Source organism: Streptomyces sp. VTCC 41912, from assembly GCF_045799175.1.
GTDB lineage: Bacteria > Actinomycetota > Actinomycetes > Streptomycetales > Streptomycetaceae > Streptomyces > Streptomyces albulus_C.
This window is the reverse complement of record NZ_JBJMAB010000003.1, coordinates 224367-246379: the sequence shown is the minus strand read 5'-3', so window position 1 is coordinate 246379 and position 22013 is coordinate 224367. Positions and strand designations below refer to the sequence as shown.

General features: G+C 70.4%; 17 protein-coding genes, 2 tRNA genes and 1 pseudogene. 7 read left to right on the top strand and 13 right to left on the bottom strand.

The features are described from left to right. Positions 1-25: 25 nt before the first annotated feature. On the top strand, positions 26-748 hold the full coding sequence (locus ACJ6WD_RS06515) for a DUF5324 family protein (protein WP_016571113.1): 723 nt from the start codon (positions 26-28) through the stop codon (positions 746-748). A gap of 270 nt (positions 749-1018) precedes the next feature. On the opposite strand, the gene ACJ6WD_RS06510 is transcribed toward ACJ6WD_RS06515, so the two are convergent. Further along, positions 1019-1091, bottom strand: a tRNA-Ala gene (locus ACJ6WD_RS06510). 129 nt (positions 1092-1220) lie between these two features. Between ACJ6WD_RS06510 and ACJ6WD_RS06505 the strand changes: the two genes are divergently transcribed. Further along, positions 1221-1769, top strand: a complete 549-nt coding sequence (locus ACJ6WD_RS06505) for a DNA-binding protein (protein ID WP_016571114.1) — start codon at positions 1221-1223, stop codon at positions 1767-1769. 66 nt (positions 1770-1835) lie between these two features. Continuing rightward, complete coding sequence (locus ACJ6WD_RS06500; protein WP_331247488.1) at positions 1836-3221, top strand: serine/threonine-protein kinase; 1386 nt, start codon at positions 1836-1838, stop codon at positions 3219-3221. A gap of 6 nt (positions 3222-3227) precedes the next feature. On the opposite strand, the gene ACJ6WD_RS06495 is transcribed toward ACJ6WD_RS06500, so the two are convergent. The 12 genes from ACJ6WD_RS06495 to dnaA all read right to left on the bottom strand — a co-directional run bounded on the left by ACJ6WD_RS06495 (position 3228) and on the right by dnaA (position 19574). Continuing rightward, on the bottom strand, positions 3228-4034 hold the full coding sequence (locus ACJ6WD_RS06495) for a hypothetical protein (RefSeq protein ID WP_407615281.1): 807 nt from the start codon (positions 4032-4034) through the stop codon (positions 3228-3230). Positions 4035-4283: 249 nt separating this feature from the next. Then, positions 4284-6134, bottom strand: coding sequence for a vWA domain-containing protein (locus ACJ6WD_RS06490; protein WP_407615321.1), 1851 nt, complete (start codon positions 6132-6134; stop codon positions 4284-4286). A gap of 262 nt (positions 6135-6396) precedes the next feature. Beyond that, positions 6397-6531, bottom strand: coding sequence for a DLW-39 family protein (locus ACJ6WD_RS06485; protein ID WP_003958712.1), 135 nt, complete (start codon positions 6529-6531; stop codon positions 6397-6399). 245 nt (positions 6532-6776) lie between these two features. After that, a tRNA-Ile gene (locus ACJ6WD_RS06480) sits at positions 6777-6850 on the bottom strand. A gap of 99 nt (positions 6851-6949) precedes the next feature. Beyond that, positions 6950-7642: a DUF3566 domain-containing protein gene (locus ACJ6WD_RS06475; RefSeq protein ID WP_407615280.1), complete on the bottom strand. Its 693-nt coding sequence runs from the start codon at positions 7640-7642 to the stop codon at positions 6950-6952. A 15-nt stretch (positions 7643-7657) separates the two neighbouring features. Then, positions 7658-10282, bottom strand: coding sequence for a DNA gyrase subunit A (gene gyrA, locus ACJ6WD_RS06470; RefSeq protein ID WP_233657244.1), 2625 nt, complete (start codon positions 10280-10282; stop codon positions 7658-7660). Between the two features lie 50 nt (positions 10283-10332). After that, positions 10333-12387: a DNA topoisomerase (ATP-hydrolyzing) subunit B gene (gene gyrB, locus ACJ6WD_RS06465; RefSeq protein ID WP_044370774.1), complete on the bottom strand. Its 2055-nt coding sequence runs from the start codon at positions 12385-12387 to the stop codon at positions 10333-10335. A 408-nt stretch (positions 12388-12795) separates the two neighbouring features. Continuing rightward, on the bottom strand, positions 12796-13329 hold the full coding sequence (locus ACJ6WD_RS06460; RefSeq protein WP_233657245.1) for a DUF721 domain-containing protein: 534 nt from the start codon (positions 13327-13329) through the stop codon (positions 12796-12798). Beyond that, positions 13326-14462 carry a DNA replication/repair protein RecF gene (gene recF, locus ACJ6WD_RS06455; protein WP_233657246.1) on the bottom strand — a complete coding sequence of 379 codons (1137 nt, stop codon included), beginning with the start codon at positions 14460-14462 and terminating at the stop codon, positions 13326-13328. The genes ACJ6WD_RS06460 and recF overlap by 4 nt, the downstream gene beginning before the upstream one ends. Positions 14463-14503: 41 nt before the next feature. Then, positions 14504-15382, bottom strand: a complete 879-nt coding sequence (gene gnd, locus ACJ6WD_RS06450; RefSeq protein ID WP_016571628.1) for a phosphogluconate dehydrogenase (NAD(+)-dependent, decarboxylating) — start codon at positions 15380-15382, stop codon at positions 14504-14506. Between the two features lie 173 nt (positions 15383-15555). Next, complete coding sequence (dnaN, locus tag ACJ6WD_RS06445; protein WP_016571629.1) at positions 15556-16686, bottom strand: DNA polymerase III subunit beta; 1131 nt, start codon at positions 16684-16686, stop codon at positions 15556-15558. Between the two features lie 1025 nt (positions 16687-17711). Beyond that, positions 17712-19574: a chromosomal replication initiator protein DnaA gene (gene dnaA, locus ACJ6WD_RS06440; RefSeq protein ID WP_407615279.1), complete on the bottom strand. Its 1863-nt coding sequence runs from the start codon at positions 19572-19574 to the stop codon at positions 17712-17714. Between the two features lie 375 nt (positions 19575-19949). On the opposite strand from dnaA, the gene rpmH reads away from it, so the two are divergent. From rpmH to yidC, 4 genes and pseudogenes are all read left to right on the top strand, one after another. Then, entirely contained in the window at positions 19950-20087 is a 138-nt protein-coding gene (rpmH, locus tag ACJ6WD_RS06435; protein ID WP_009716483.1) for a 50S ribosomal protein L34, read from the top strand. A gap of 23 nt (positions 20088-20110) precedes the next feature. Then, positions 20111-20479, top strand: a pseudogene (gene rnpA / locus ACJ6WD_RS06430) (ribonuclease P protein component); the annotation flags it as partial. Positions 20480-20565: 86 nt separating this feature from the next. Then, positions 20566-20883 (top strand): membrane protein insertion efficiency factor YidD, encoded by a 318-nt coding sequence (gene yidD, locus ACJ6WD_RS06425; RefSeq protein WP_006604423.1) that lies wholly within the window; start codon positions 20566-20568, stop codon positions 20881-20883. Positions 20884-20886: 3 nt separating this feature from the next. Next, a complete protein-coding gene (gene yidC / locus ACJ6WD_RS06420; RefSeq protein ID WP_376437870.1) occupies positions 20887-22011 on the top strand; it encodes a membrane protein insertase YidC in 1125 nt (374 codons plus the stop codon). Positions 22012-22013 lie beyond the last annotated feature (2 nt).

Here is a 22013-nt window from a genome sequence, read left to right as displayed (position 1 = left end):
GACCCCACCGAGGAGGAGGATCCCCGTGACCCGCAAGGACAGCGTGCGCGCCGCGACCCATTCGGCCAAGGACGGCGTACGGCACGCAGCCGAGGTGGTGGCTCCCTACGCCGGTACGGCCAAGGACGCCGCCGTCCACTACTCGCAGGAGGCCCGCACCCGGCTGGCTCCCCGGGTCGCCGAGGCGGCGCAGCAGGCCCGGGCCCAGTACGACACCCACCTGTCCCCGCGGATCGAGCACGCCCGCGGCGCGCTGCCGCCCAAGGTGGACGCAGCGGCGAGCCGGGCCGCCCTGCGCACCCTCCAGGCCGCGCGGCAGGCCGCCGACTACACCACCCCGCGACTGGAGAACGCCGTGGTCAACGCCCGGGCGGCGGCCGAGCCGGTGCGCGAGGAGGCGCTGGCCAGGGGCGCCGCGGCGCTGGCCGCGCTCCGCGGGCAGGTGACGGCCGCGGAGATCGAGAAGCTCCAGAAGAAGCAGTGCCGCCGGGCGGCCTGCGGCAAGGCCGCCAAGCGGCTGGCGCTGCTGGGCGTCGTGGTGGCCGGCGCGGTCGCCGCCTGGAAGTGGTGGGACAAGCAGGCCAACCCGGACTGGCTGGTCGAGCCCCCGGCGCCCACCGAGGTCGACGACCGCGCCCACCTGAGCTCCGTCGACGGCGGGCAGGGCGCCCCGCTCGACCCCGAGGTGCGGGCCAAGCAGGCCGAGGCGGAATCCGACGAACGACGGGGCGGCGACTCGACCGCCTGACCCCGGCTCCACCGCCACCGGGCCGCACCCCGCACCGGGGTGCGGCCCGGTGGCGTGCGCGGGCCCGGGCCGGCACCGGACGGGCACCCGGGCAGGAGCCCGCGGTCCGACGTCCAATCGTGCTTCCCGGTGGGCGAGTTGGGCGCGCTCGTGCCGGCCTCCGATGCCGCCGCCCGGACGGTCCGACGGCGCGCTCATCGGGGCCGTCCCACCACGGCGGCGCACAAAAAACCCCTCCGACGCGTTACCGCAGGTCGGAGGGGTTTGGAGTGGAGCCTAGGGGAGTCGAACCCCTGACATCTGCCATGCAAAGACAGCGCTCTACCAACTGAGCTAAGGCCCCTTCGCCGAACAGGGTACCCGGTGTCGGGGTGCTTTCCCGACCGGGTATCGCCGCGCACCGTCGCTCTCCGTAGGATGCTTCGCGAGATTCGCGGCAGCGAAGCGCGATCGGGCATACAGGGGAGACGGCATGGATGCAGCACAGCAGGAAGCCACCGCGCGGGCCCGGGAGCTCCAGCGCAGTTGGTACGGGGAACCTCTGGGCGCGCTGTTCCGCCGTCTGATCGACGACCTCGGGTTGAACCAGGCCCGGCTGGCCGCGGTGCTCGGCCTGTCCGCCCCGATGTTGTCCCAGCTGATGAGCGGGCAGCGCGCCAAGATAGGCAACCCGGCCGTGGTCCAGCGGGTGCAGGCGCTGCAGGAGCTGGCCGGCCAGGTCGCGGACGGCAGCGTCAGCGCCGCCGAGGCCACCGACCGGATGGAAGAGATCAAGAAGACGGCGGGCGGGTCGGTCCTGAACAACACCACCCAGACCACGTCGTCGACGGGCGCCACCACGGTGCGCCGGGTGGTGCGGGAGATCCAGTCGCTGCTGCGGTCGGTCTCCGACGCCGGCGAGATCATCGACGCGGCGAACGGCCTCGCCGCCACCCACCCCGAGCTGGCAGAGTTCCTCCGGGTCTACGGTGCCGGCCGCACCGCCGACGCCGTCGCCCACTACGAGGCGCACCAGAGCTAGCCAAGCGCGGGCGGCCGCCGGGTAGTTGGCCGCAGGGAGTCGTGATCCAGAAGCGGACGGGGCGCAATGGGTGAGATCTTCGCCGGTCGGTACGAGCTCGTGGACCCGATCGGTCGGGGCGGGGTGGGTGCCGTCTGGCGCGCCTGGGACCACCGGCGCCGCCGCTACGTGGCGGCCAAAGTGCTGCAACAGAGCGATGCGCACACCCTGCTGCGCTTCGTCCGGGAACAGGCACTGCGGATCGATCATCCGCACGTGCTGGCCCCGGCGAGCTGGGCCGCGGACGACGACAAGGTGCTGTTCACCATGGACCTGGTGCACGGCGGCTCGTTGGCCCATCTGACCGGCGACTACGGCCCGTTGCCCGCGGGCATGGTGTGCACGCTGATGGACCAGCTGCTGGCCGGACTGACCGCCGTGCACGCCGAGGGCGTGGTGCACCGGGACATCAAGCCGGCGAACATCCTGCTGGAGGCCACCGGCACCGGCCGCCCGCACCTGCGGCTGTCCGACTTCGGCATCGCGATGCGCAAGGGCGAGCCGCGACTGACCGAGACCAACTACGTGGTGGGGACACCGGGTTACTTCGCGCCGGAGCAGATGCTGGGGTCCGAACCGGACTTCCCCGCCGACCTGTTCGCGGCCGGGCTGGTCGCGCTCAGCCTGATCACCGGCGCCAAACCGGACACCGAGGCGCTGGTCCGGCGGTTCATGGACCACGGCGGCATACCGAACGCGCCCGAGGACGTCCCGGAGCCGGTGTGGCAGGTGCTGGCTTCGCTGCTGCACCCCGATCCGGACGCCCGGTTCAAGACCGCGACGGGGGCCCGGAAGGCGCTGCTGGCGGCGGCCGAGCTGCTGCCGGAGGCGACCATCGAGGACGAGGTCATCGAGGTCTTCGACCACATCGGGCCGCTGCCGTCCGGATTCGGTCCGGACGGTCCGCTGCGCGGCGCACCGCGCGGCGATGCCACCGGGGGCACCACCGTGGCCGGCGCCGCGTCCACCGCGCCCTCCGACACCGGCGGGCGCCCGGTCACCGGCCCGGCCTCCTTCACGGACACCGGGAGCTTCCACCTCTCACCGCCCGCGCCGTCGGTCCCGCCGCAGCCGAGCACCCCACCGCCCCCGACCACCCCGCCGCGCGGCACCGTCCCGGCCCCACCGACCGCCCCGCCCCGCACCCCGCCGCCGACGCCGCTGCCGGCCCCGATGCCGCGGTACGAGCCGACGGCCGCGGCACCCCCGCTGGCGCCCGCCACCCGCCCGTACACCGCCGGGCAGCCGCCGCTGCCGGGCCATCCCCCGACTGGCGGCACCGGCGTGCCGGCGGTACCCGCCCCGGCCGGCCCGGTGCGGAAACCGGGACCGCCCCCGAAGGTCGCGGTCCCGGTCCTGATCGTCGCGCTGCTGTGCATCGCGGTCGGGGTGTGGGCGCTGCTCGCCGGCTGACGGGCCCTAGCCCCTCCCCGGCGGTGCGGACCGGCGGGGTGACGCCCGGGTCGTCTGCTGGTCCGTGGGCGGCTGCTGACCCGGCGGGACGGCCGGGACGGCCCCTCGGGCGGCGGCGACCGCGCGCTGCGGTGCCGTGCGGTTGCCGTAGGCCACCGGTGCGGTGAACGCCCTCGCCGCGGCCGGTTTCCCGTCGAACGCGACGAAGCCGTCCTGGCTGACCGCGCCGCGCGCCGGGTTGTAGACGGTGAGCCCGAGCGCGCTCGGCACGAACGTGGTTGTCGATCCGGTGGAGTTGGGCAGTTCGGCGCTGAGGTTGAGGCGCTGTCCCCAGTCCACCGGGACGCGGTAGAAGCGGGTTGCGCCGGGGGTGAGGCGGTCCCGCCACACGCCCTTTCCGACCGCGGCCGCGTCGTTGAACCCGGTGCCGCCCAGGACCTGGTGGGTGGTGGTGTCCGTGGGCGGTGCGGGCGTGGCGGAGCTCCAGCCGCCGGGGGCCGACGGGGACGGGGCCGTGCCCCTGAGCGCGGGTTCGGTGAGGTGACCGATCTCGACGGCCCAGGGCTCCGGACCGGACGTCAGCGGACCTTCGCGGCTGACGACCACGTAGTTGGGGCCGGCGTGCTGGCAGTCGGAGACGTCCGGGCCGATCAGGCGCGCGGCGTAGTCGGCGACCGGGTAGGCGGTGCCGCCGCTGTGGAACTGCGCGGTCCCGTCCGGGCCGCAGGTGGTGCCGCCGCTGTCCTCGACCTTGACGGTCAGTCGGTCGGTGTAGTCCTCGACCCTGGTGCCCGGGCGGGGCGCGGCGACCACCGAGAAGTAGGCGTTGCTGATGTCGTCGAGGGCGACCGCGTAGCACCCCGTCGGAAGGTGTCCACGTGCTGCCCTCGGTCGAGTCGCGCGGCCTGCGCGCCGCGCTCTCGGCCCCCTTGACGGGCTTGCTGCCGGAGGCCGTCCGATAGCCCGGTGCTCCGGCGGCCGCGGCCGCCGGAGCCGCCGTGAGCGCCAGCAGGGCCAGCGCCGCGAGGGTGGCCGGGCCCCGCATCCCCGTTGCGTGCCGCGTCACCGCGCGGCTCCCCCGCTGCCCGACCGCGGCTTCCGGCGGGCCCAGCCGTACGACAGGGCGAGCCCGGCCAGCAGGAGGACGCCCAGCCCGCCGACGGAGACGCCGGCGACCCGGATCGCGGGCCAGTGACCGCCCGTCGTCCCACTGGCGGCCGGGCTCGAACCGCCGTCGGGCGCCTCGTCCTGGTCGGCCGCCGCGACCTCCGGACCGGCCTTCGCCCGCCCCAGGACGGCGACCCGCAGCACCACGCCGATCTTCGGGTTCTGCGCGATCTGCGCCGACCTCGCGCCGAGCGTGACCGCGATGTAGAAGTCGCCCTTGGCGTGGACGGGGATGACGGTGGGGTACGTCTCGTAGCGGTTACTCCAGGAGACCGGCACCGTTCCCATGCTCAGCGAGGCGGGTCGCCCGCTGTACGGCACCTGCGGGGTGAAGACGCCGGTCCCGCTGCCGACGGGGGCGCGGAACGGCGTGTAGACCTGGGTGCTGCCGAACGAGGTGCGGATGCTCTGGCCGGAGCGCGGCGCGTTGGCGAACTCCACGTCGTAGCGCAGCTGTTGGCCCCAGCTGACGGGCACCTTGTACCAGAGCGTCTGCGCGGGGAGGATCTGGTCCCGCCAGACCCCCGGGCCCAGCGGGCGGGCGTCATTGAACCCGGTGCCGCCGGTGACGTCCTTCGGCTGGGTGGTGGGCAGGGTGGCGGCCTTGCCGCCCGCGCCGTACTCCGGTGCCGACTGCGCGGGCGTGGCGCCCTTCGCCAGCGGTTGTTCCACGTGAAACATCAGCTCCATCGGCCAGCGCGCGGCGTCCGAGCCGGGGTCCGCGCGCCGTTCGACGACCAGCCCGTACCGGCCCGCCTTGTCGCAGGTACCGGTGCCGCCCTGCGACGGGATGCGGCTGACGGCCGAGGTCAGCGGGGTGGCACCCTCCCGCTGGCCGAACATCGCGGTCGAGGACTGGCAGCTGCCGCCCGCAGCGGACACGATCTGGGTGCGCACGGTGTCGAGGGTGTCGACCGCGGCGCCGGGCGGCGGCACCACGGTGGCGGAGAAGTCGGCCGCCGACGCCGCGTCCAGATCGACGGCGTAGTAGCGCTTCTCGTTGGGACCGATGCTGTCCAGGTACTGCCCGGGGCGGACGACGGGGGCGCCCTTGCGGTCGTCCGTGCCGCTGACCTGGGTGCCCCGGAACCGGTAGCCCGCCGCGGACAGTTGGCCGGCCCGCTGCAGCTGTCGGGCGAGCGACGCAGCATCCGGAGCGTCGTAGTACTGGCCGTTGCCGGACTTGGCGATGCACTCCAACCGGCTGCGGGACGCGCCGGCGGCCTGGAAGCCGACGACGTCGACGTGCAGATCGGGGCTGGACGCGGCGAGTTGGGACGCGATCTGGCAGGCCTGCGGGGTCTTGCAGGTGTCCGTACCGTCGGAGACCAGCACGATGGTGCGCTTGCCGCCCGCGCCGGCGGCCGGCCGGGGAAGGTCCTGGGCGGCCTTTGCCAGGGAGAGCCCGATGGGGGTGTCGCCCTTGGGGGTCACGCCCGCGACCGCCTTCTTGAGGCCGTCCCGGTCCAGCGGGGCGACCGGCTGGGCGAGCCGGGTGTCGTCACAGCCCTTGGGCTTGTCCGCGCCGTAGACCCGCAGACCGGTGGGATACCCCGCGGGCAGGGCGTCGACGACGGTACCGACGGCCTTGCGGGCGGCGGCGATGCGGGTGCTCCCGGCCCCGTCACCGCCGGCCATCGAGCCGGAGGAGTCGAGCACCATCACCAGCCCGCTCCCCTCGGCGGCGGACGGCGACGCCCGCAAGGCCGACGCGGCCGGGAGCGCCACCGCGGTCAGGGCCAACAGCACCCCCCACGCCCTCAACCTCGTCCGAGCAGGGGGGACCCGTACCTCCAGCGTCGCCCCCCTGCGTGGTGGTCGTGCCACGTCCCGTCCCCCTCGCGTCCGCCGGTCACAGCCCGGACATCGACATCACGACCAGCGGCTTTGCCGCTGCAACTCATTAATGTGCGATCGCAAATCGAGAGCCTGCCCGCCCCCGACACGTACGAAACCCCGGTCGCCCTTGGGGCAACCGGGGTCCATACGAACTGTGCTGTGCGTGGTCTCACACACCCGAACCTGCGGGCACGGAGTCGGTCGCCTCCGTCCACAGATCCTGCTCGGCGCGATCCGCCTGGATCTGGCGGTACACGAGGAGCCCGCCGATGGCGGCCAGTGCGACCAGGAGAAGCTTCTTCACCGCGCGACCTCGTCTTTCGTTGACGTAGGGGACCCTATGTCGGCCGATGATACACACCGGCCGATACCGATCGGTTATCTAGCCCGTACTCGACAACACCCCGTTCGGGGGTGCCAAACCGGCCTCAACTCCCGCCCCTTCACAACGAATCGCCCCCGACTTCCGTTCCCACGGTCCACCGGCCGGGCGCGCGCCCAAAAGCAGCGGCCCGGCCGGAGAATCCTCCGGCCGGGCCGTGTGTGCGGTGCGGCTACCAGGACTTGAACCTGGGGCCTCTTCCTTATCAGGGAAGCGCTCTAACCGTCTGAGCTATAGCCGCTCGCTCGCTGCACCAGAAGATTAGCGCACTTCAGAGGCGTTCCCAAAATCGGTTCCCGAAGCCTCGGGAACGCCCGGTGCAGACGCCCGCCACGAGCATTCACTCGTCCTCGGCGAGGGTCAGCTCCACCCCGCCCACGAAGCCCGCCGACAGGTTGTAGATGAACGAGCCGAGGGTGGCCAGCGCGGTCGCCAGGACCACGTCGATCACCGCGATGACCGAGGTGAACAGCAGCACCCGCGGCAGCGAGAGGAACGACTGCAGATCGAAGCCACCGCCCTCGGCGGAGCCGGTCGCCTCGCTGATCGTCTTGCCGACGGTGGAGAAGACGCCCATCGCGTCCATCACCATCCACAGGACCGCCACCGCCACCACCGTGCAGATGCCCAGCGCGATCGACAGCAGGAAGCTCACCTTCATCACCGACCAGGGATCGGTGCGCGCCACCCGGAGCCGGGCCTTACGCGTCCGCGGGGCCGTGCTGGCGCCCGTACGCGGCTTGCGGACGGCCTGACCGGCTCCGGTCTCGGCACCGCCCGTGGGATACGCCTGGGGCGGCTGGTACGGCTGCTGCGTGCCGCCCTGGGGCTTCCCCTGGCCGCCCCGGCTCTGTGGCTGGGGCTGCGGCTGTCGGCTGTTGGTCACGGTTCCCCCCTCATGGGCGCCCTCGTCCGGGGTGCCGTCGGACGCGACGGAGCCACGGGCGCTGCGTTCCCCCTCGGTTGCGGGTTCCGGCGCGGAGTCCTGTGTGACTTCCGCTCCGCCCGTCGCAGCGCCCGTGGCTCCACTCACGACCTACTCCTCGTGTTACTCCGCCGCGGGCTGCGCACCCTCGGCTGCGGTGGCCCCGGACTCCTCGGCCTCACCGGTCTCCTCGGGCCCGTCGGGCCCGTCGACCTCCTCGGCCTCGCGGCCGGCCTCGGCGTTGCGCGCGATGCCGACGACGGCATCTCGCTTACCCAGGTTGATCAGTTGGACGCCCATGGTGTCACGGCCGGTCTCCCGGACCTCGTTGACCCGCGTGCGGATCACGCCACCGCCGAGCGTGATCGCGAGGATCTCGTCGGTGTCCTCCACGACCAGCGCCCCGACCAGCGAACCCCGGTCCTCGACGATCTTGGCGGCCTTGATGCCCAGGCCGCCGCGGCCCTGGACGCGGTACTCGCCGACCGCGGTGCGCTTGGCGTAGCCGCCGTCGGTCGCGGTGAAGACGTAGGTGCCCTCCCGGACCACGTTCAGCGAGAGCAGTTCGTCGTCCTCGCGGAAGCTCATGCCCTTCACGCCCGAGGTGGCGCGGCCCATCGGACGCAGCGCCTCGTCGGTCGCCGTGAACCGGATCGACTGGGCCTTCTTGCTGATCAGCAGCAGGTCGTCGGTCTCGGAGACCAGCTCGGCGCCGATCAGCTCGTCGTCCGTGCCGTCCGCCTGCTCGCGCAGGTTGATCGCGATCACGCCGCCGGAGCGGGGCGAGTCGTAGTCCTTGAGCGGGGTCTTCTTCACCAGGCCGGCCTTGGTGGCGAGGACCAGGTAGGGCGCCGCCTCGTAGTCGCGGATCGCCAGGATCTGCGCGATCTGCTCGTCCGGCTGGAAGGCCAGGAGGTTGGCCACGTGCTGGCCGCGCGCGTCCCGTCCGGCGTCCGGGAGTTCGTATGCCTTGGCGCGGTAGACCCGGCCCTTGTTGGTGAAGAAGAGCAGCCAGTGGTGGGTGGTGGAGACGAAGAAGTGGTCGACGATGTCGTCTTCCTTGAGCTTGGTGCCCCGCACGCCCTTGCCGCCGCGCTTCTGCGAGCGGTAGTCGTCGGTCTTCGTCCGCTTCACGTAGCCGCCACGGCTGATGGTGACGACGATGTCCTCCTCGGCGATCAGGTCCTCGATGGACATGTCGCCCTCGAAGGGCACCAGCTTGCTGCGCCGGTCGTCGCCGAACTTCTCGACGATCGCGGCGAGTTCCTCGCTGATGATCTGGCGCTGCCGCTCGGGGGAGGCCAGGATCGCGTTGTACTCGCTGATCTTCCGCTGGAGCTCGTCGTGCTCGGCGGTGATCTTCTGCCGCTCCAGGGCCGCCAGCCGGCGGAGCTGCATCTCCAGGATCGCGTTCGCCTGGATCTCGTCGATCTGGAGCAGGCCCATCAGGCCCTCGCGGGCCACCTCGACCGTGTCGCTGCGCCGGATCAGCGCGATGACCTCGTCGATGGCGTCCAGCGCCTTGAGCAGGCCGCGCAGGATGTGGGCGCGCTCCTCGGCCTTGCGCAGCCGGAACTTCGTCCGGCGGACGATGACCTCGACCTGGTGCGTGACCCAGTTCCGGATGAAGGCGTCCAGGGACAGGGTGCGCGGCACGCCGTCGACCAGCGCGAGCATGTTCGCGCCGAAGTTGGTCTGCAGATCGGTGTGCTTGTAGAGGTTGTTGAGGACGACCTTGGCGACCGCGTCCCGCTTGAGGACGATGACCAGCCGCTGGCCGGTGCGCGAGGAGGTCTCGTCGCGGACGTCCGCGATGCCGCCGATCCTGCCGTCCTTGACCAGGTCGGCGATCTTCTGCGCGAGGTTGTCCGGGTTGACCTGGTACGGGAGTTCGGTGACCACCAGGCACTGGCGGTTCTGGATCTCCTCGACCGCCACCACCGCGCGCATCGTGATCGAGCCGCGGCCGGTGCGGTACGCCTCCTCGATGCCCTTGCGGCCCACCACCAGCGCACCGGTGGGGAAGTCCGGACCCTTGACCCGCTCGATCAGCGCGTCCAGCAGCTCCTCGCTGGACGCCTCCGGGTGGGCCAGCGCCCACTGCGCGCCCTCGGCGACCTCGCGGAGGTTGTGCGGCGGGATGTTGGTGGCCATGCCGACCGCGATGCCGGCCGAGCCGTTGATCAACAGGTTGGGGAAGCGGGACGGCAGGACCGTCGGCTCCTGGTTGCGGCCGTCGTAGTTGTCCTGGAAGTCGACGGTCTCCTCGTCGATGTCCCGGAGCATCTCCATCGACAGCTGCTTCATCTTGCACTCGGTGTACCGCATGGCAGCGGCCGGGTCGTTGCCCGGGGAGCCGAAGTTGCCGTTGGAGTCGACCAGCGGCATCCGCATCGACCACGGCTGGGCCAGGCGGACCAGCGCGTCGTAGATGGAGGTGTCACCGTGCGGGTGGTACGTGCCCATGACGTCGCCGACGACGCGGGCGCACTTGTAGAAGCCCTTCTCGGGGCGGTAGCCGCCGTCGTACATCGCGTAGAGCACGCGGCGGTGCACCGGCTTGAGGCCGTCGCGGACGTCGGGCAGCGCACGCGAGACGATGACGGACATCGCGTAGTCGAGGTAGGAGCGCTGCATCTCCGTTTCGAGCCCGACGGGCTCGACGCGCATCCCGACGCCGTCGATGGTGGCGGGCGCGCCCTCGGCGGTCACGCCGTCCGGGGTCACAGGGGGGTTCTCGTCGGCCATGGTGGTTCAAAGTCCTTTCGAGCTGCGGCTGGTGTGCGGGCCGACAGGGCTCAGATGTCGAGGAAGCGGACGTCCTTGGCGTTGCGCTGGATGAACGAGCGGCGTGCCTCGACGTCCTCGCCCATGAGGACGGAGAACAGGTCGTCCGCGCGGGCCGCGTCGTCCAGCGAGACCTGGCCGAGCACCCGGTGGTCGGCGTCCATGGTCGTCACGCGCAGCTCCTCGGCGTTCATCTCGCCGAGACCCTTGAAGCGCTGGATGGAGTCCTCGCGGATCCGCTTGCCGTTCTGCTTGCCGCGCTCGATCAGCGCGTCCCGCTCCGGGTCGGAGTAGGCGTACTCGAAGTCGTCCCGACTCCACTTGATCTTGTACAGCGGCGGGCGGGAGAGGTAGACGTGCCCGGCCTCGACCAGCGGTCGCATGAAGCGGAACAGGAAGGTCAGCAGCAGGGTGTTGATGTGCTGACCGTCGACGTCGGCGTCCGCCATCAAGATGATCTTGTGGTACCGGAGCTTCTCGATGTCGAAGTCCTCGTGGACCCCGGTACCGAAGGCCGAGATCAGCGCCTGGACCTCGTTGTTCTGCAGGATCTTGTCGACCCGGGCCTTCTCGACGTTGAGGATCTTGCCGCGGATCGGGAGGATCGCCTGGTACTCCGGGTTGCGGCCGGACTTGGCCGAGCCACCGGCGGAGTCACCCTCGACGATGAAGATCTCGCACTTGGTCGGGTCGTTGGACTGGCAGTCGCTCAGCTTGCCGGGCAGCGACGCCGTCTCCAGCAGCCCCTTGCGGCGGGTCAGGTCGCGCGCCTTGCGGGCCGCGACCCGGGCGGTGGCGGCCTGGATGCCCTTGCGGATGATGTCCGCGGCCTCGTTGGGGTTGCGGTCCAGCCAGTCGTTGAGGTGCTCGTGGACGACCTTCTGGACGAAGGTCTTCACCTCGGTGTTGCCCAGCTTGGTCTTGGTCTGGCCCTCGAACTGCGGCTCGGCGAGCTTGACCGAGATGATCGCCGTCAGACCCTCGCGGATGTCCTCACCCGTGAGGTTGTCGTCCTTCTCGCGCAGCAGCTTCTTGTCGCGCGCGTAGCGGTTGATCAACCCGGTCAGCGCGGCGCGGAAGCCCTCCTCGTGGGTACCGCCCTCGTGCGTGTGGATGATGTTCGCGAAGCTGTAGACACCCTCGCTGTACTGGGTGTTCCACTGCATCGCGAGGTCGACGGAGAGGTTCCGCTCCTTGTCCTCGGCCTCCACCGAGACCACCGTCGGGTGCACCAACTCGCCCTTGCGGGAGTTGAGGTACTTCACGAAGTCGACGATGCCGCCCTCGTAGTGGTACCGCACCGAGAGCGGCTTGCCGTCCTCGTCCACGTGGTCCGCGCGCTCGTCCTTGAGCGAGATGGTCAGCCCCTTGTTGAGGAACGCCATCTCCTGGAAGCGCCGCGACAGCGTCTCGAAGCTGTACGTGGTGGTCTCGAAGATCTCGCCGTCGGCCCAGAACGTGACCGAGGTGCCGTGCTTGTCGGTGGCCTCGTGCTGGGCCAGCGGGGCGGTGGGCACGCCCTGCTTGTACTCCTGCGTCCAGCGGTAGCCGTCCGTGCAGATCTCGACCGCGACCCGGGTCGACAGGGCGTTCACCACGGACACGCCCACGCCGTGCAGACCACCGGAGACCGCGTACCCGCCGCCGCCGAACTTGCCGCCGGCGTGCAGGACCGTCAGCACGACCTCGACGGCCGGCTTGTTCTCGGACGGCACGATGCCGACGGGGATGCCGCGGCCGTTGTCGACGACCCGGACACCGCCGTCGGCGAGGATCGTCACCTCGATGGTGTCGGCGTGGCCGGCCAGCGCCTCGTCGACGGAGTTGTCGACGACCTCCTGCACGAGGTGGTGCAGACCGCGCTCGCCCGTTGAGCCGATGTACATGCCGGGGCGCTTGCGAACCGCGTCCAGGCCCTCAAGGACGGTGATCGCGCTGGCGTCGTACGACTTCTCCACCGAGGAGTCGCCCACAGCGCCGGCCGAACCCCCCTCTTCGGTAGCAGCCATGTTGTTCTCGTTGAGGTCGCCGGAGTCGGCCACGAAGCGCCCTTTCTGGCACAGCACGAGCCCTTCCACACCTGTTGCGATCTCCCCGCGAAGGACAGGTGGGAGCGGCTCGTCGTTCGACTTGTTCCGCGAGTGGGCGGGATTGTCACCAGTCTACCGGTAGCGCCGACACTCATGGGGGTTTGTAGGCGCCTGAGTCGCCATGTGCCGCCCTGAACTGACGTCCGCCGACTCCCCATATGCGAGAAGGGGGCTCAGGGCGCCCACGCAGGCACTCAGCGCTTCGGGATGTCAACCGGCGGCTACCGTGAGCGCAGTCTCATGCGTCACACGTGTTTACAGGGTTCGTACCGGCGAGCGCCGTTTCACGTGAAACAGCCCCCGACCAGGCAGGAAAGCCCGAGAGGGGCGGTGTTTCACGTGAAACACCGCCCCTCTCCAGGAATGCTCCGCCGCGCGGTCGGGTCAGCCGTAGGTGTCGCCGGGCCCCTTGCTGCCCGGCGCCCGCAGCTGGCCGTACCGACGGGCCGGACCGCCCGGCCCCCACACCTTGATCACCTTGACCGTGCCGTGGCCCAGGTCCTCGTTGAGGCGGGCCACCAGCGTCGGGGCCAGCAGCCGCAGCTGCGTCGCCCAGGCCGTCGAATCGCACTGGACGGTCAGGACGCGGGCCTCCTCGTCGTACCGCTGCGGCTCGCAGTGCTGCGCCACCTCGGGCCCCACCAGCTGCGGCCATCGGCCCATCACCCCACCGACCGCCGCCGGGGTCTCCCAGCCGCGTTCCGTGATCAGGCGGTTGATCGCGGCGCCCAACGGCAGCGGGTCCCGGCCGTCCGCCCGCGCGCCCGAACGCAGTCCACCGCGCCGGGCCTGCTTCTTCTGCTGCACGGCGGCGCCCCGGGCCCGCGCCTGCTCCTTGGCGGCGACCAACGCCTGACGGGCCAGGTCCACGCCGGACAGCTCCGGCGGCTTGGGGCGCTCCGGCTGGGGCTCGGTCACCGTTCCACCTTCTCCACGAGGCCCCCGGAGACCGCGTACCGCGCCCCGACCAGCACTCCCGGCACGTCGTCGTCGACCGCCGCGGTCACCAGCACCTGCTCGCCCGGCGCCACCAGCTCCGCCAGCCGCTCCCGGCGCCGCGCGTCCAGCTCGGCGAAGACGTCGTCGAGGACGAGCACCGGCTCGTTGCCCTCGGTCCGCAGCAGCTCGTACGACGCGAGGCGCAGCGCCAGCGCGTACGACCAGGACTCGCCGTGGCTGGCGTAGCCCTTCGCCGGCAACTGCCCCAGCTTCAACAGCAGATCGTCGCGGTGCGGCCCGACCAGGGTCACCCCGCGCTCGATCTCGTTCTTGCGGGCCTCGCCGAGCGCCGCCAGCAGCACGCCGTACAGCTCCTCGCGGTTCGAGGCGGCGGCCATCGCCTCGCCCGCGGAACCGCGGTACTCCAGCCCCAGCGGTCCACCGCCCGGCGCCAACTGCTCGTAGGCCTTGTCCGCCAGCGGCCGCAGCGTGGCGATCAGGTCGAGCCGCTGGGCCAGCAGCTCGGCGCCGGCCCGGGCCAGGTGCTGGTCCCAGACGTCCAGCGTCGACAGGTCCATCTGCCGACCGCCGTGCCGCCGTGCCAACGCCGCCGTCTTCAGCAGGGTGTTGCGCTGCTTGAGGACGCGGTCGTAGTCCGCGCGCACGCCCGCCATCCGCGGCGAGCGGGCGGTGATCAGTTCGTCGAGGAACCGCCGGCGCTCGCCGGGGTCGCCCTTGACCAGTGCCAGGTCCTCGGGCGCGAACAGCACCGTCCGGACGATACCCAGCACATCACGCGGTCTGACCTGCGACGACCTGTTGATCCGGGCGCGATTGGCCTTGCCCGGGTTGAGCTCCAGCTCCACCAACTGCTGCCGTTCGCCCTGAACGACCGCGGCCCGGACGATCGCGCGGTCCGCCCCCATCCGCACCAGCGGCGCATCCGAGGAGACCCGGTGGCTGCCGAGCGTGGCGAGGTAGCCGACCGCCTCGACCAGATTCGTCTTGCCCTGCCCGTTGGGACCCACGAACGCCGTGACGCCCGGGTCGAGCGGGACCTCGACCCGGGCGTACGAGCGGAAGTCGGCGAGCGACAGGTGCGATACGTGCATGACTACGCGCCGACCTCCCCCGGCTGCTGAGCTGGTTGTGCTTACTTCTTGTTCTCGACCGCGTGGCCACCGAACTGGTTGCGCAGCGCGGCGATCATCTTCATCTGCGGGGAGTCGTCCTGGCGGGACGCGAAGCGCGCGAAGAGCGACGCCGTGATCGCCGGCAGCGGCACGGCGTTGTCGATCGCGGCCTCGACCGTCCAGCGGCCCTCGCCGGAGTCCTCGGCGTAGCCCCGCAGCTTGTCCAGGTGCTCGTCGTCGTCGAGGGCGTTGACCGCCAGGTCCAGCAGCCAGGAACGGATGACCGTGCCCTCCTGCCAGGACCGGAAGACCTCGCGCACGTCGGTGACCGAGTCGACCTTCTCCAGCAGCTCCCAGCCCTCGGCGTAGGCCTGCATCATCGCGTACTCGATGCCGTTGTGGACCATCTTCGCGAAGTGGCCCGCGCCGACCTTGCCGGCGTGCACCGAGCCGAAGTCACCCTCGGGCTTGAGGGCGTCGAAGATCGGCTGCACCTTGGCGACGTTCTCCTTGTCGCCGCCGTACATCAGCGCGTAGCCGTTCTCCAGGCCCCAGACGCCGCCCGAGACGCCGCAGTCCACGAAGCCGATGCCCTTGGCCGCCAGCTCCTCGGCGTGCTTCTCGTCCTCGGTCCAGCGGGAGTTGCCACCGTCCACGACGAGGTCGCCGGGCGAGAGCAGCTCGGCCAGTTCGTCGATGGTCGACTGGGTGGCGGCGCCGGCCGGGACCATGACCCAGACCACCCGCGGGCCCTTGAGGCCGTCCACGAGGGCCTTGAGGCTGTCCACGTCGGCCAGGTCGGGGTTGCGGTCGTATCCGATGACGGTGTGGCCGGCGCGGCGAATGCGCTCGCGCATGTTGCCGCCCATCTTGCCGAGACCGACGAGACCGAGCTCCATCACAGACCCTCTTTGCACATAGTCGTTGCTGTTCGTACCCGAGTCCGAGCCTACGCCCGAGACCCCGTGCACAGCTGTGGGCTCAGCCGCTCATCAGGGCCGCGTCAGCCAGTCGCCGCAAGGGCCCCGGCGCACGGCCGGGGCCCGCTCGGCACGAGGGCCGTCCGCCGGTGTCAGCCCGAGAGGCGGACCGGCATGATCAGGTACTTGTAGGCGTCATCGGCCTCCGCGTCCTTGGCCGGGCGGCCGCTGAGCAGCGCCGGCTTCGTCGACGTGGTGAACGCCAGCTGGGCAACCGGGGAGTCGATGGCCGACAGGCCCTCCAGGAGGAAGCCCGGGTTGAAGGCGATCGAGATGTCGTCGCCGTCCAGGTCGGCGTCGACCCTTTCCACAGCCTGTGCATCGTCGCTGGAGCCGGCCTCCAGGATCAGCACGCCCTGCTCGAAGCTCAGCCGCACCGGGGTGTTCCGCTCGGCGACCAGCGCCACGCGCTTGACGGCCTCGACGAAGGGCGCGGTCTCGATCACCGCGACGGAGTTGAACTCCGTGGGGAAGAGCGTGCGGTACTTCGGCAGGTCGCCTTCGAGCAGACGGGTCGTGGTCCGCCGGCCGGCGCCCTCGAAGCCGATCAGGCCCTCGCCCTGGCCGGAGCCGGAGAGCGCCAGGGTGACGGTGTCGCCGCTGCTCAGGGACTTGGCGGTGTCCAACAGGGTCTTGGCCGGGACCAGGGCGACCGAGGAGGTGTCCGGGTTCTCCGGCTTCCACAGGAACTCGCGGACCGCGAAGCGGTAGCGGTCGGTGGAGGCCAGGGTGACGGTGTCGCCCTCGATCTCGATCCGCACACCGGTGAGCACGGGGAGCGTGTCGTCACGGCCGGCGGCGATGGCCACCTGGGCGGCGGCGGCCGCGAAGACCTCGGCGGAGACGGTGCCGGTGGCGGTGGGCATCGTCGGCAGGGCCGGGTACTCCTCCACAGGCAGGGTGTGGAGGGTGAAGCGGGAGGAGCCGCAGACCACGGTCACCCGTACACCGTCGGTGGAAATCTCCACCGGGCGGTTGGGGAGCGCGCGGCAGATGTCGGCGAGCAGCCGGCCGGAGACGAGGACGGTGCCCTCCTCTTCCACGTCGGCATCGACCGAGACCCGCGCCGAGACCTCGTAGTCGAAGCCGGAGAGGCTCAGTGCGCCGTTGTCCGCCTTCAGCAGCAGGCCCGCGAGGACGGGCACCGGCGGACGGGCCGGGAGGCTCTTGGCCGCCCAGGCCACTGCCTCCGCGAGTACATCGCGCTCCACCCGGATCTTCACCGGAAACCGCCTCCTGCTGTTGCTGGCTCTCGCCCTGCTGGCTCTTCGTCGTCGGCTGAGTTGCCGGAGACCAGTCTGACGCACGCCGTCGATGGTCGGTGCGGCTCGGGGTCAAGTCGGCTCGACGGGAGCGGCGCGCTCCGGAGACAAGTTGTGCACAGGGCCCGGTTCCGAACGAATTCCCCGGTAGATATCCGTGGTCGTAGTAGTAGGGCCTGTGGAAACCGTGGACAACTGGCTTTGCGCAGGTCAGCGCCGATTTTTTGTCCACCGTGCCTGTGGGCGGAAGCCGTGGATAAGCGGCTCCGGCTGTGGACTGCGCGAAGTTCTGCACACCCCATGCACAGAGGCAGGGCACTTCTCCCCAGTGCCGTCCCCAGGAATACCCACGTTCCCCACAGCCCAACCCACCACCTTGGTGTGACCGCTTTCACTCGGCGCGGTGAGAGGTGGTGTTGCGTTGCCGAACAGTGGACAGCGGTGTGGAGAAGCTGGTGATCGCTGGGGACAACAGCCTCTGACCTGTGGGTAGCCGGTGGACAAGTCCTCGCGGTCCCTGTGGACGAAAACTCTGTCCACAGGCTGTGGATTACGGTTGGCCACAAATCCACAGCCGGTTGACCTCGTCCGATGATCCGTCAGCAGGCCGGCCTGTGGATCCCACAGGGATAACTTTCCCCTCCCCAGGTTGTGGACGGAAGATTCTTGCCCAATCTGTGGAGAGAAGCCGTGACCTGGCCAGGAATCGAACAGAGCTGACGCGCTCCACAGGTTTGGGACGGCGGCGGAGGGGCCGCGAACCCCGGCGCCTGGCCTGTCGACCGGCCCGCGAACCGCCTCACGACGCCGTCACACCGTCAGCGGCAGCGCCCGCGTCAGCGCCCTCCAGCGCCCTCCAGCGCCCTCCAGTCCCCTCCGGCTCCCCGCCCCCTGCGGTCCTGTACGGCGACGCCACGAAGAAGGGCGCCCCGGGAGCGGGTCCCGGGGCGCCCTGGTGGCGGTGGCGGCCTGCGGCAGGCCGCCCGTCAGCCGTTCTTGATGCGGTTGGTCAGCTCGGTGACCTGGTTGTAGATGGAGCGCCGCTCGGCCATCAGCGCGCGGATCTTGCGGTCGGCGTGCATCACGGTGGTGTGGTCGCGGCCGCCGAACTGCGCGCCGATCTTCGGCAACGACAGGTCGGTGAGCTCCCGGCACAGGTACATCGCGATCTGGCGGGCCGTCACCAGCACCCGGCTGCGCGAGGAGCCGCAGAGATCGTCCACGGTCAGCCCGAAGTAGTCGGCGGTCGAGGCCATGATCGCGGTCGCGGTGATCTCCGGCGCGGTGTCCTCACCGCCGGGGATCAGGTCCTTCAACACGATCTCGGTGAGCCCCAGGTCCACCGGCTGCCGGTTCAGCGACGCGAACGCGGTGACCCTGATCAGCGCGCCCTCCAGCTCGCGGATGTTCCGCGAGATCCGGGACGCGATGAACTCCAGGACCTCCGGCGGCGCGTTCAGCTGCTCCTGCACCGCCTTCTTGCGGAGGATCGCGATCCGGGTCTCCAGCTCCGGCGGCTGGACGTCCGTGATCAACCCCCACTCGAAGCGGTTGCGCAGCCGGTCCTCCAGGGTGACCAGCTGCTTCGGCGGCCGGTCACTGGAGAGCACGATCTGCTTGTTCGCGTTGTGCAGGGTGTTGAAGGTGTGGAAGAACTCCTCCTGCGTCGACTCCTTGCTCGCCAGGAACTGGATGTCGTCGACGAGCAGGATGTCCATGTCCCGGTAGCGCTTGCGGAACGCGTCCGCCTTGCCGTCCCGGATGGAGTTGATGAACTCGTTGGTGAACTCCTCGGAGCTGACGTACCGCACCCGCGTGCCCGGATAGAGGCTCCGGGCGTAGTGCCCGATGGCGTGCAGCAGGTGGGTCTTGCCCAGCCCCGACTCCCCGTAGATGAAGAGCGGGTTGTACGCCTTGGCCGGCGCCTCGGCGACCGCGACCGCCGCGGCATGCGCGAAGCGGTTGGAAGCGCCGATCACGAAGGTGTCGAAGAGGTACTTCGGGTTCAGCCGCGCGGTCGGTTCGCCGGGGCCGGTGGCCGGCGCGGGCTGCGCGGCGAGCGGGCCGGGCGCGCCACTGGGCGCCGGCAGCGAACCGGGACCGCCCGGCCGACCACCGGGCCCCGGCGGCGGAAGCTCGGAGTGGTCGCGGCGCTGCTGCTCATAAGGGGAGCGCGGGCCGTCCGAGGGCCGCGGACCGCCGCGGTCCGGTCCCTGCGAGCGGTAGTCGTTCTGGTGCTGCTGGAGATGGGCGGGCGGCGAACCGTACGGCTCGCGCCACTGCTCCGTGGACGTCTCGCGGTCGGGGTAGCCGCCGAGGTGCTGTTGCTGCCAGCCGTACTCCTCGCGGGGGCCGACCGCGTCGGTGCGGGAGTGCTGCGGCCACGCACCGGGCTCGTGCCGGTGCTGCGGGTAGTCGGGATAGGCGGGACGGACGCTGGGCAGGTCGTCGCCCTGGTGCGAGTCGTGGCGCCCGTCGTAGCCGTCGTACGCCTCGTGCTGCGGCTGTTGGTGAGGCTGTTGGTGCGGGGCGTGCTGCTGCTGGTGCGGTGCGGGCTGCGGAGTCGGGGGCTCCTCGGAGGAGTCGTCGACGGTGATCGCGATCCGGATCGGCCGTCCGCACTCGTGGCTGAGCGCCTCGCCGATCAGCGGCGCCAGCCGACCCTCGAGCACGCCCTTCGCGAACTCGTTCGGCACGGCGAGCAGCGCGGTGTCCGCGACCAGCGCCAGCGGCTGGGTCCGCTTGAGCCAGTCCTGATCCTTGGGCTTGAGGCCGTCGGCCTCGGACCGCAGGAGGTGATCGAGTACGCGTGGCCACACTGCGGCAAGATCGGCAGGTACGTCAGCCACAGGGCACGCTCTCTCACAGTCCCACGAATGTGTGATTCTCAGGACGGGCGGGAAGGAAATGAAGTTCAGCCACGGTAGTCAGGGCGGGCCTGGGGATTCAAGTTGTTGTCCACAGGCTGTGCATAGTGTGTCCTGGCGGGGGCTCTCCGCACCGTTCCGGAGCTGGTTTGACCGAATGGCGTAGCCCCGCGTACCGTGACCAGGTCGAGTTGTCGATGGCTGCTGCCGCCTGCCTCCGATGGGCAAAGATCGCGCTCTCGTGAGCGTGTAGCGGTGCACTCGGGCGTGGCGAGCTACTCGTGGGCGCACGGTGACAGCCAGTCGACGCCCCACAAATCTGTCTCTCTGAGACAACAAGTTTCCTGGAGCCCCCGAGTGAGCAAGCGCACCTTCCAGCCGAACAACCGTCGTCGCGCGAAGACCCACGGCTTCCGCCTGCGCATGCGGACCCGTGCCGGCCGCGCGATTCTCGCGTCGCGCCGTAGCAAGGGCCGCGGCCGCCTGTCGGCCTGAGCAGCCTGACCTAGGTCCATGACGTGCTGCCTACCGAAAATCGGCTGAGGCGGCGCGAGGACTTCGCGACCGCGGTACGCCGGGGACGCAGGGCCGGCCGCCCGCTCCTCGTAGTGCACTGTCGTAGCGGCGCAACGGACCCGCACGCAGCTGGGGGAAGTGTTCCCCCAGCGCGTGCGGGTTTCGTCGTGAGCAAGGCCGTTGGCGGAGCCGTCGTCCGCACCAAGGTCAAGCGGAGACTGCGCCATCTCATGCGCGACCGGCTGGACCGGCTGCCCGCCGGTAGCCTGGTTGTGGTACGGGCCCTGCCCGGCGCGGGTGAGGCGGAGTACGACCAACTGGCCCGCGACCTGGACGCCGCCGTCGAGCGGCTGCTGGGAGGGGCGCCGAAAGGCTGCAATCCCACCGGGGCGGTGACCGACGGCGGCCGCGCCGCTGGCCCCGGGAAGCCCGGACGGGACCCGGGAGGGAGCGCACAGTGAAGTACCCGCTGCTGCTTTTGATCAAGATCTACCAGTGGACCATCAGCCCTCTGTTGGGCCCGGTCTGCAAGTACTACCCGTCGTGCTCGCACTATGGCTACACGGCCATCGACCGGCACGGCGCGGTGAAGGGGACTGCGCTGACCGCCTGGCGCATTCTGCGGTGCAACCCGTGGTCGCTCGGTGGCGTCGACCACGTCCCTCCCCGGAAGCGTCCGGTTTGGCATCAGCGGCTGAGGAGCCGTCTGGGCGGGCCCACCGTCCCTGAGCCTGTCGCCCAGCCCGAGACTCAGCCCAACGCCCAAGGAGCCTGATTCGTGGACACGATCCTCAGTCCTCTTTATTACGCAGTTTCCTGGATCATCGTCCAGTTCCACTCGTTCTACAGTTTGATCTTTGATGCGAACAGTGGAGCTGCGTGGGGTCTGTCCATCGTCTCGCTGGTGGTGCTGATCCGTATCTGCCTGATCCCGCTCTTCGTGAAGCAGATCAAGTCGACGCGGAACATGCAGGCGCTCCAGCCGAAGATGAAGGCGATCCAGGAGCGTTACAAGAGCGACAAGCAGCGCCAGTCCGAAGAGATGATGAAGCTCTACAAGGAGTCGGGCACCAACCCGCTCTCGAGCTGTCTCCCGATCCTGGCGCAGTCCCCGTTCTTCATCTCCCTGTACCAGGTCCTCAGCCACATCGCGCAGAACAAGACCGTCGGCTTCATCGACCCGACGCTCCTGGCGAGCGCGCAGAAGGCGCACATCTTCGGTGCGCCGCTCGCGGCGAAGTTCATGGACAGCGCGGAGAAGATCCAGAGCCTCGGCGCTTCGGTGACCGACGTCCGCGTGGTCACGGTCATCATGATCGTCCTGATGTCGGCGTCGCAGTTCTACACCCAGCGTCAGCTGATGACGAAGAACGTCGACCTGACGGTGAAGACGCCGTTCATGCAGCAGCAGAAGATGCTGATGTACGTCTTCCCGGTCATGTTCGCCGTCTTCGGCATCAACTTCCCCGTCGGTGTCCTCGTCTACTGGCTGACCACCAACGTGTGGACCATGGGCCAGCAGATGTTCGTCATCCGCCGCAACCCCACCCCGGGCAGCAAGGCGTTCACCGAGCGTCAGGAGCGGCTGCGCGCCCAGGGCAAGCTGGTCGAGAGCCCGGCCGAGGTCGCAGCGAAGGAGGCCGCCGAAGAGGCGCGCCAGAACCGCCAGCAGCCCAAGCGGCAGACCAAGGCCAAGCGTCAGGGCGGTGCCGGTACCAGTGCACCGACCGGGTCCGCGCAGAACCGCACGCGGGCGAGTTCTGCGGCGGGCAGTAGCGAGGCTTCGCAGGACGCCAAGGAAAAGGGTGGTACGCCCGCCAAGGGCGGCGCCTCCGGATCCCGCAACACCAAGTCCGGGCAGCGCAAGGGCCAGCAGCGCCCCAAGCACCCGTCCAAGAAGTAAGA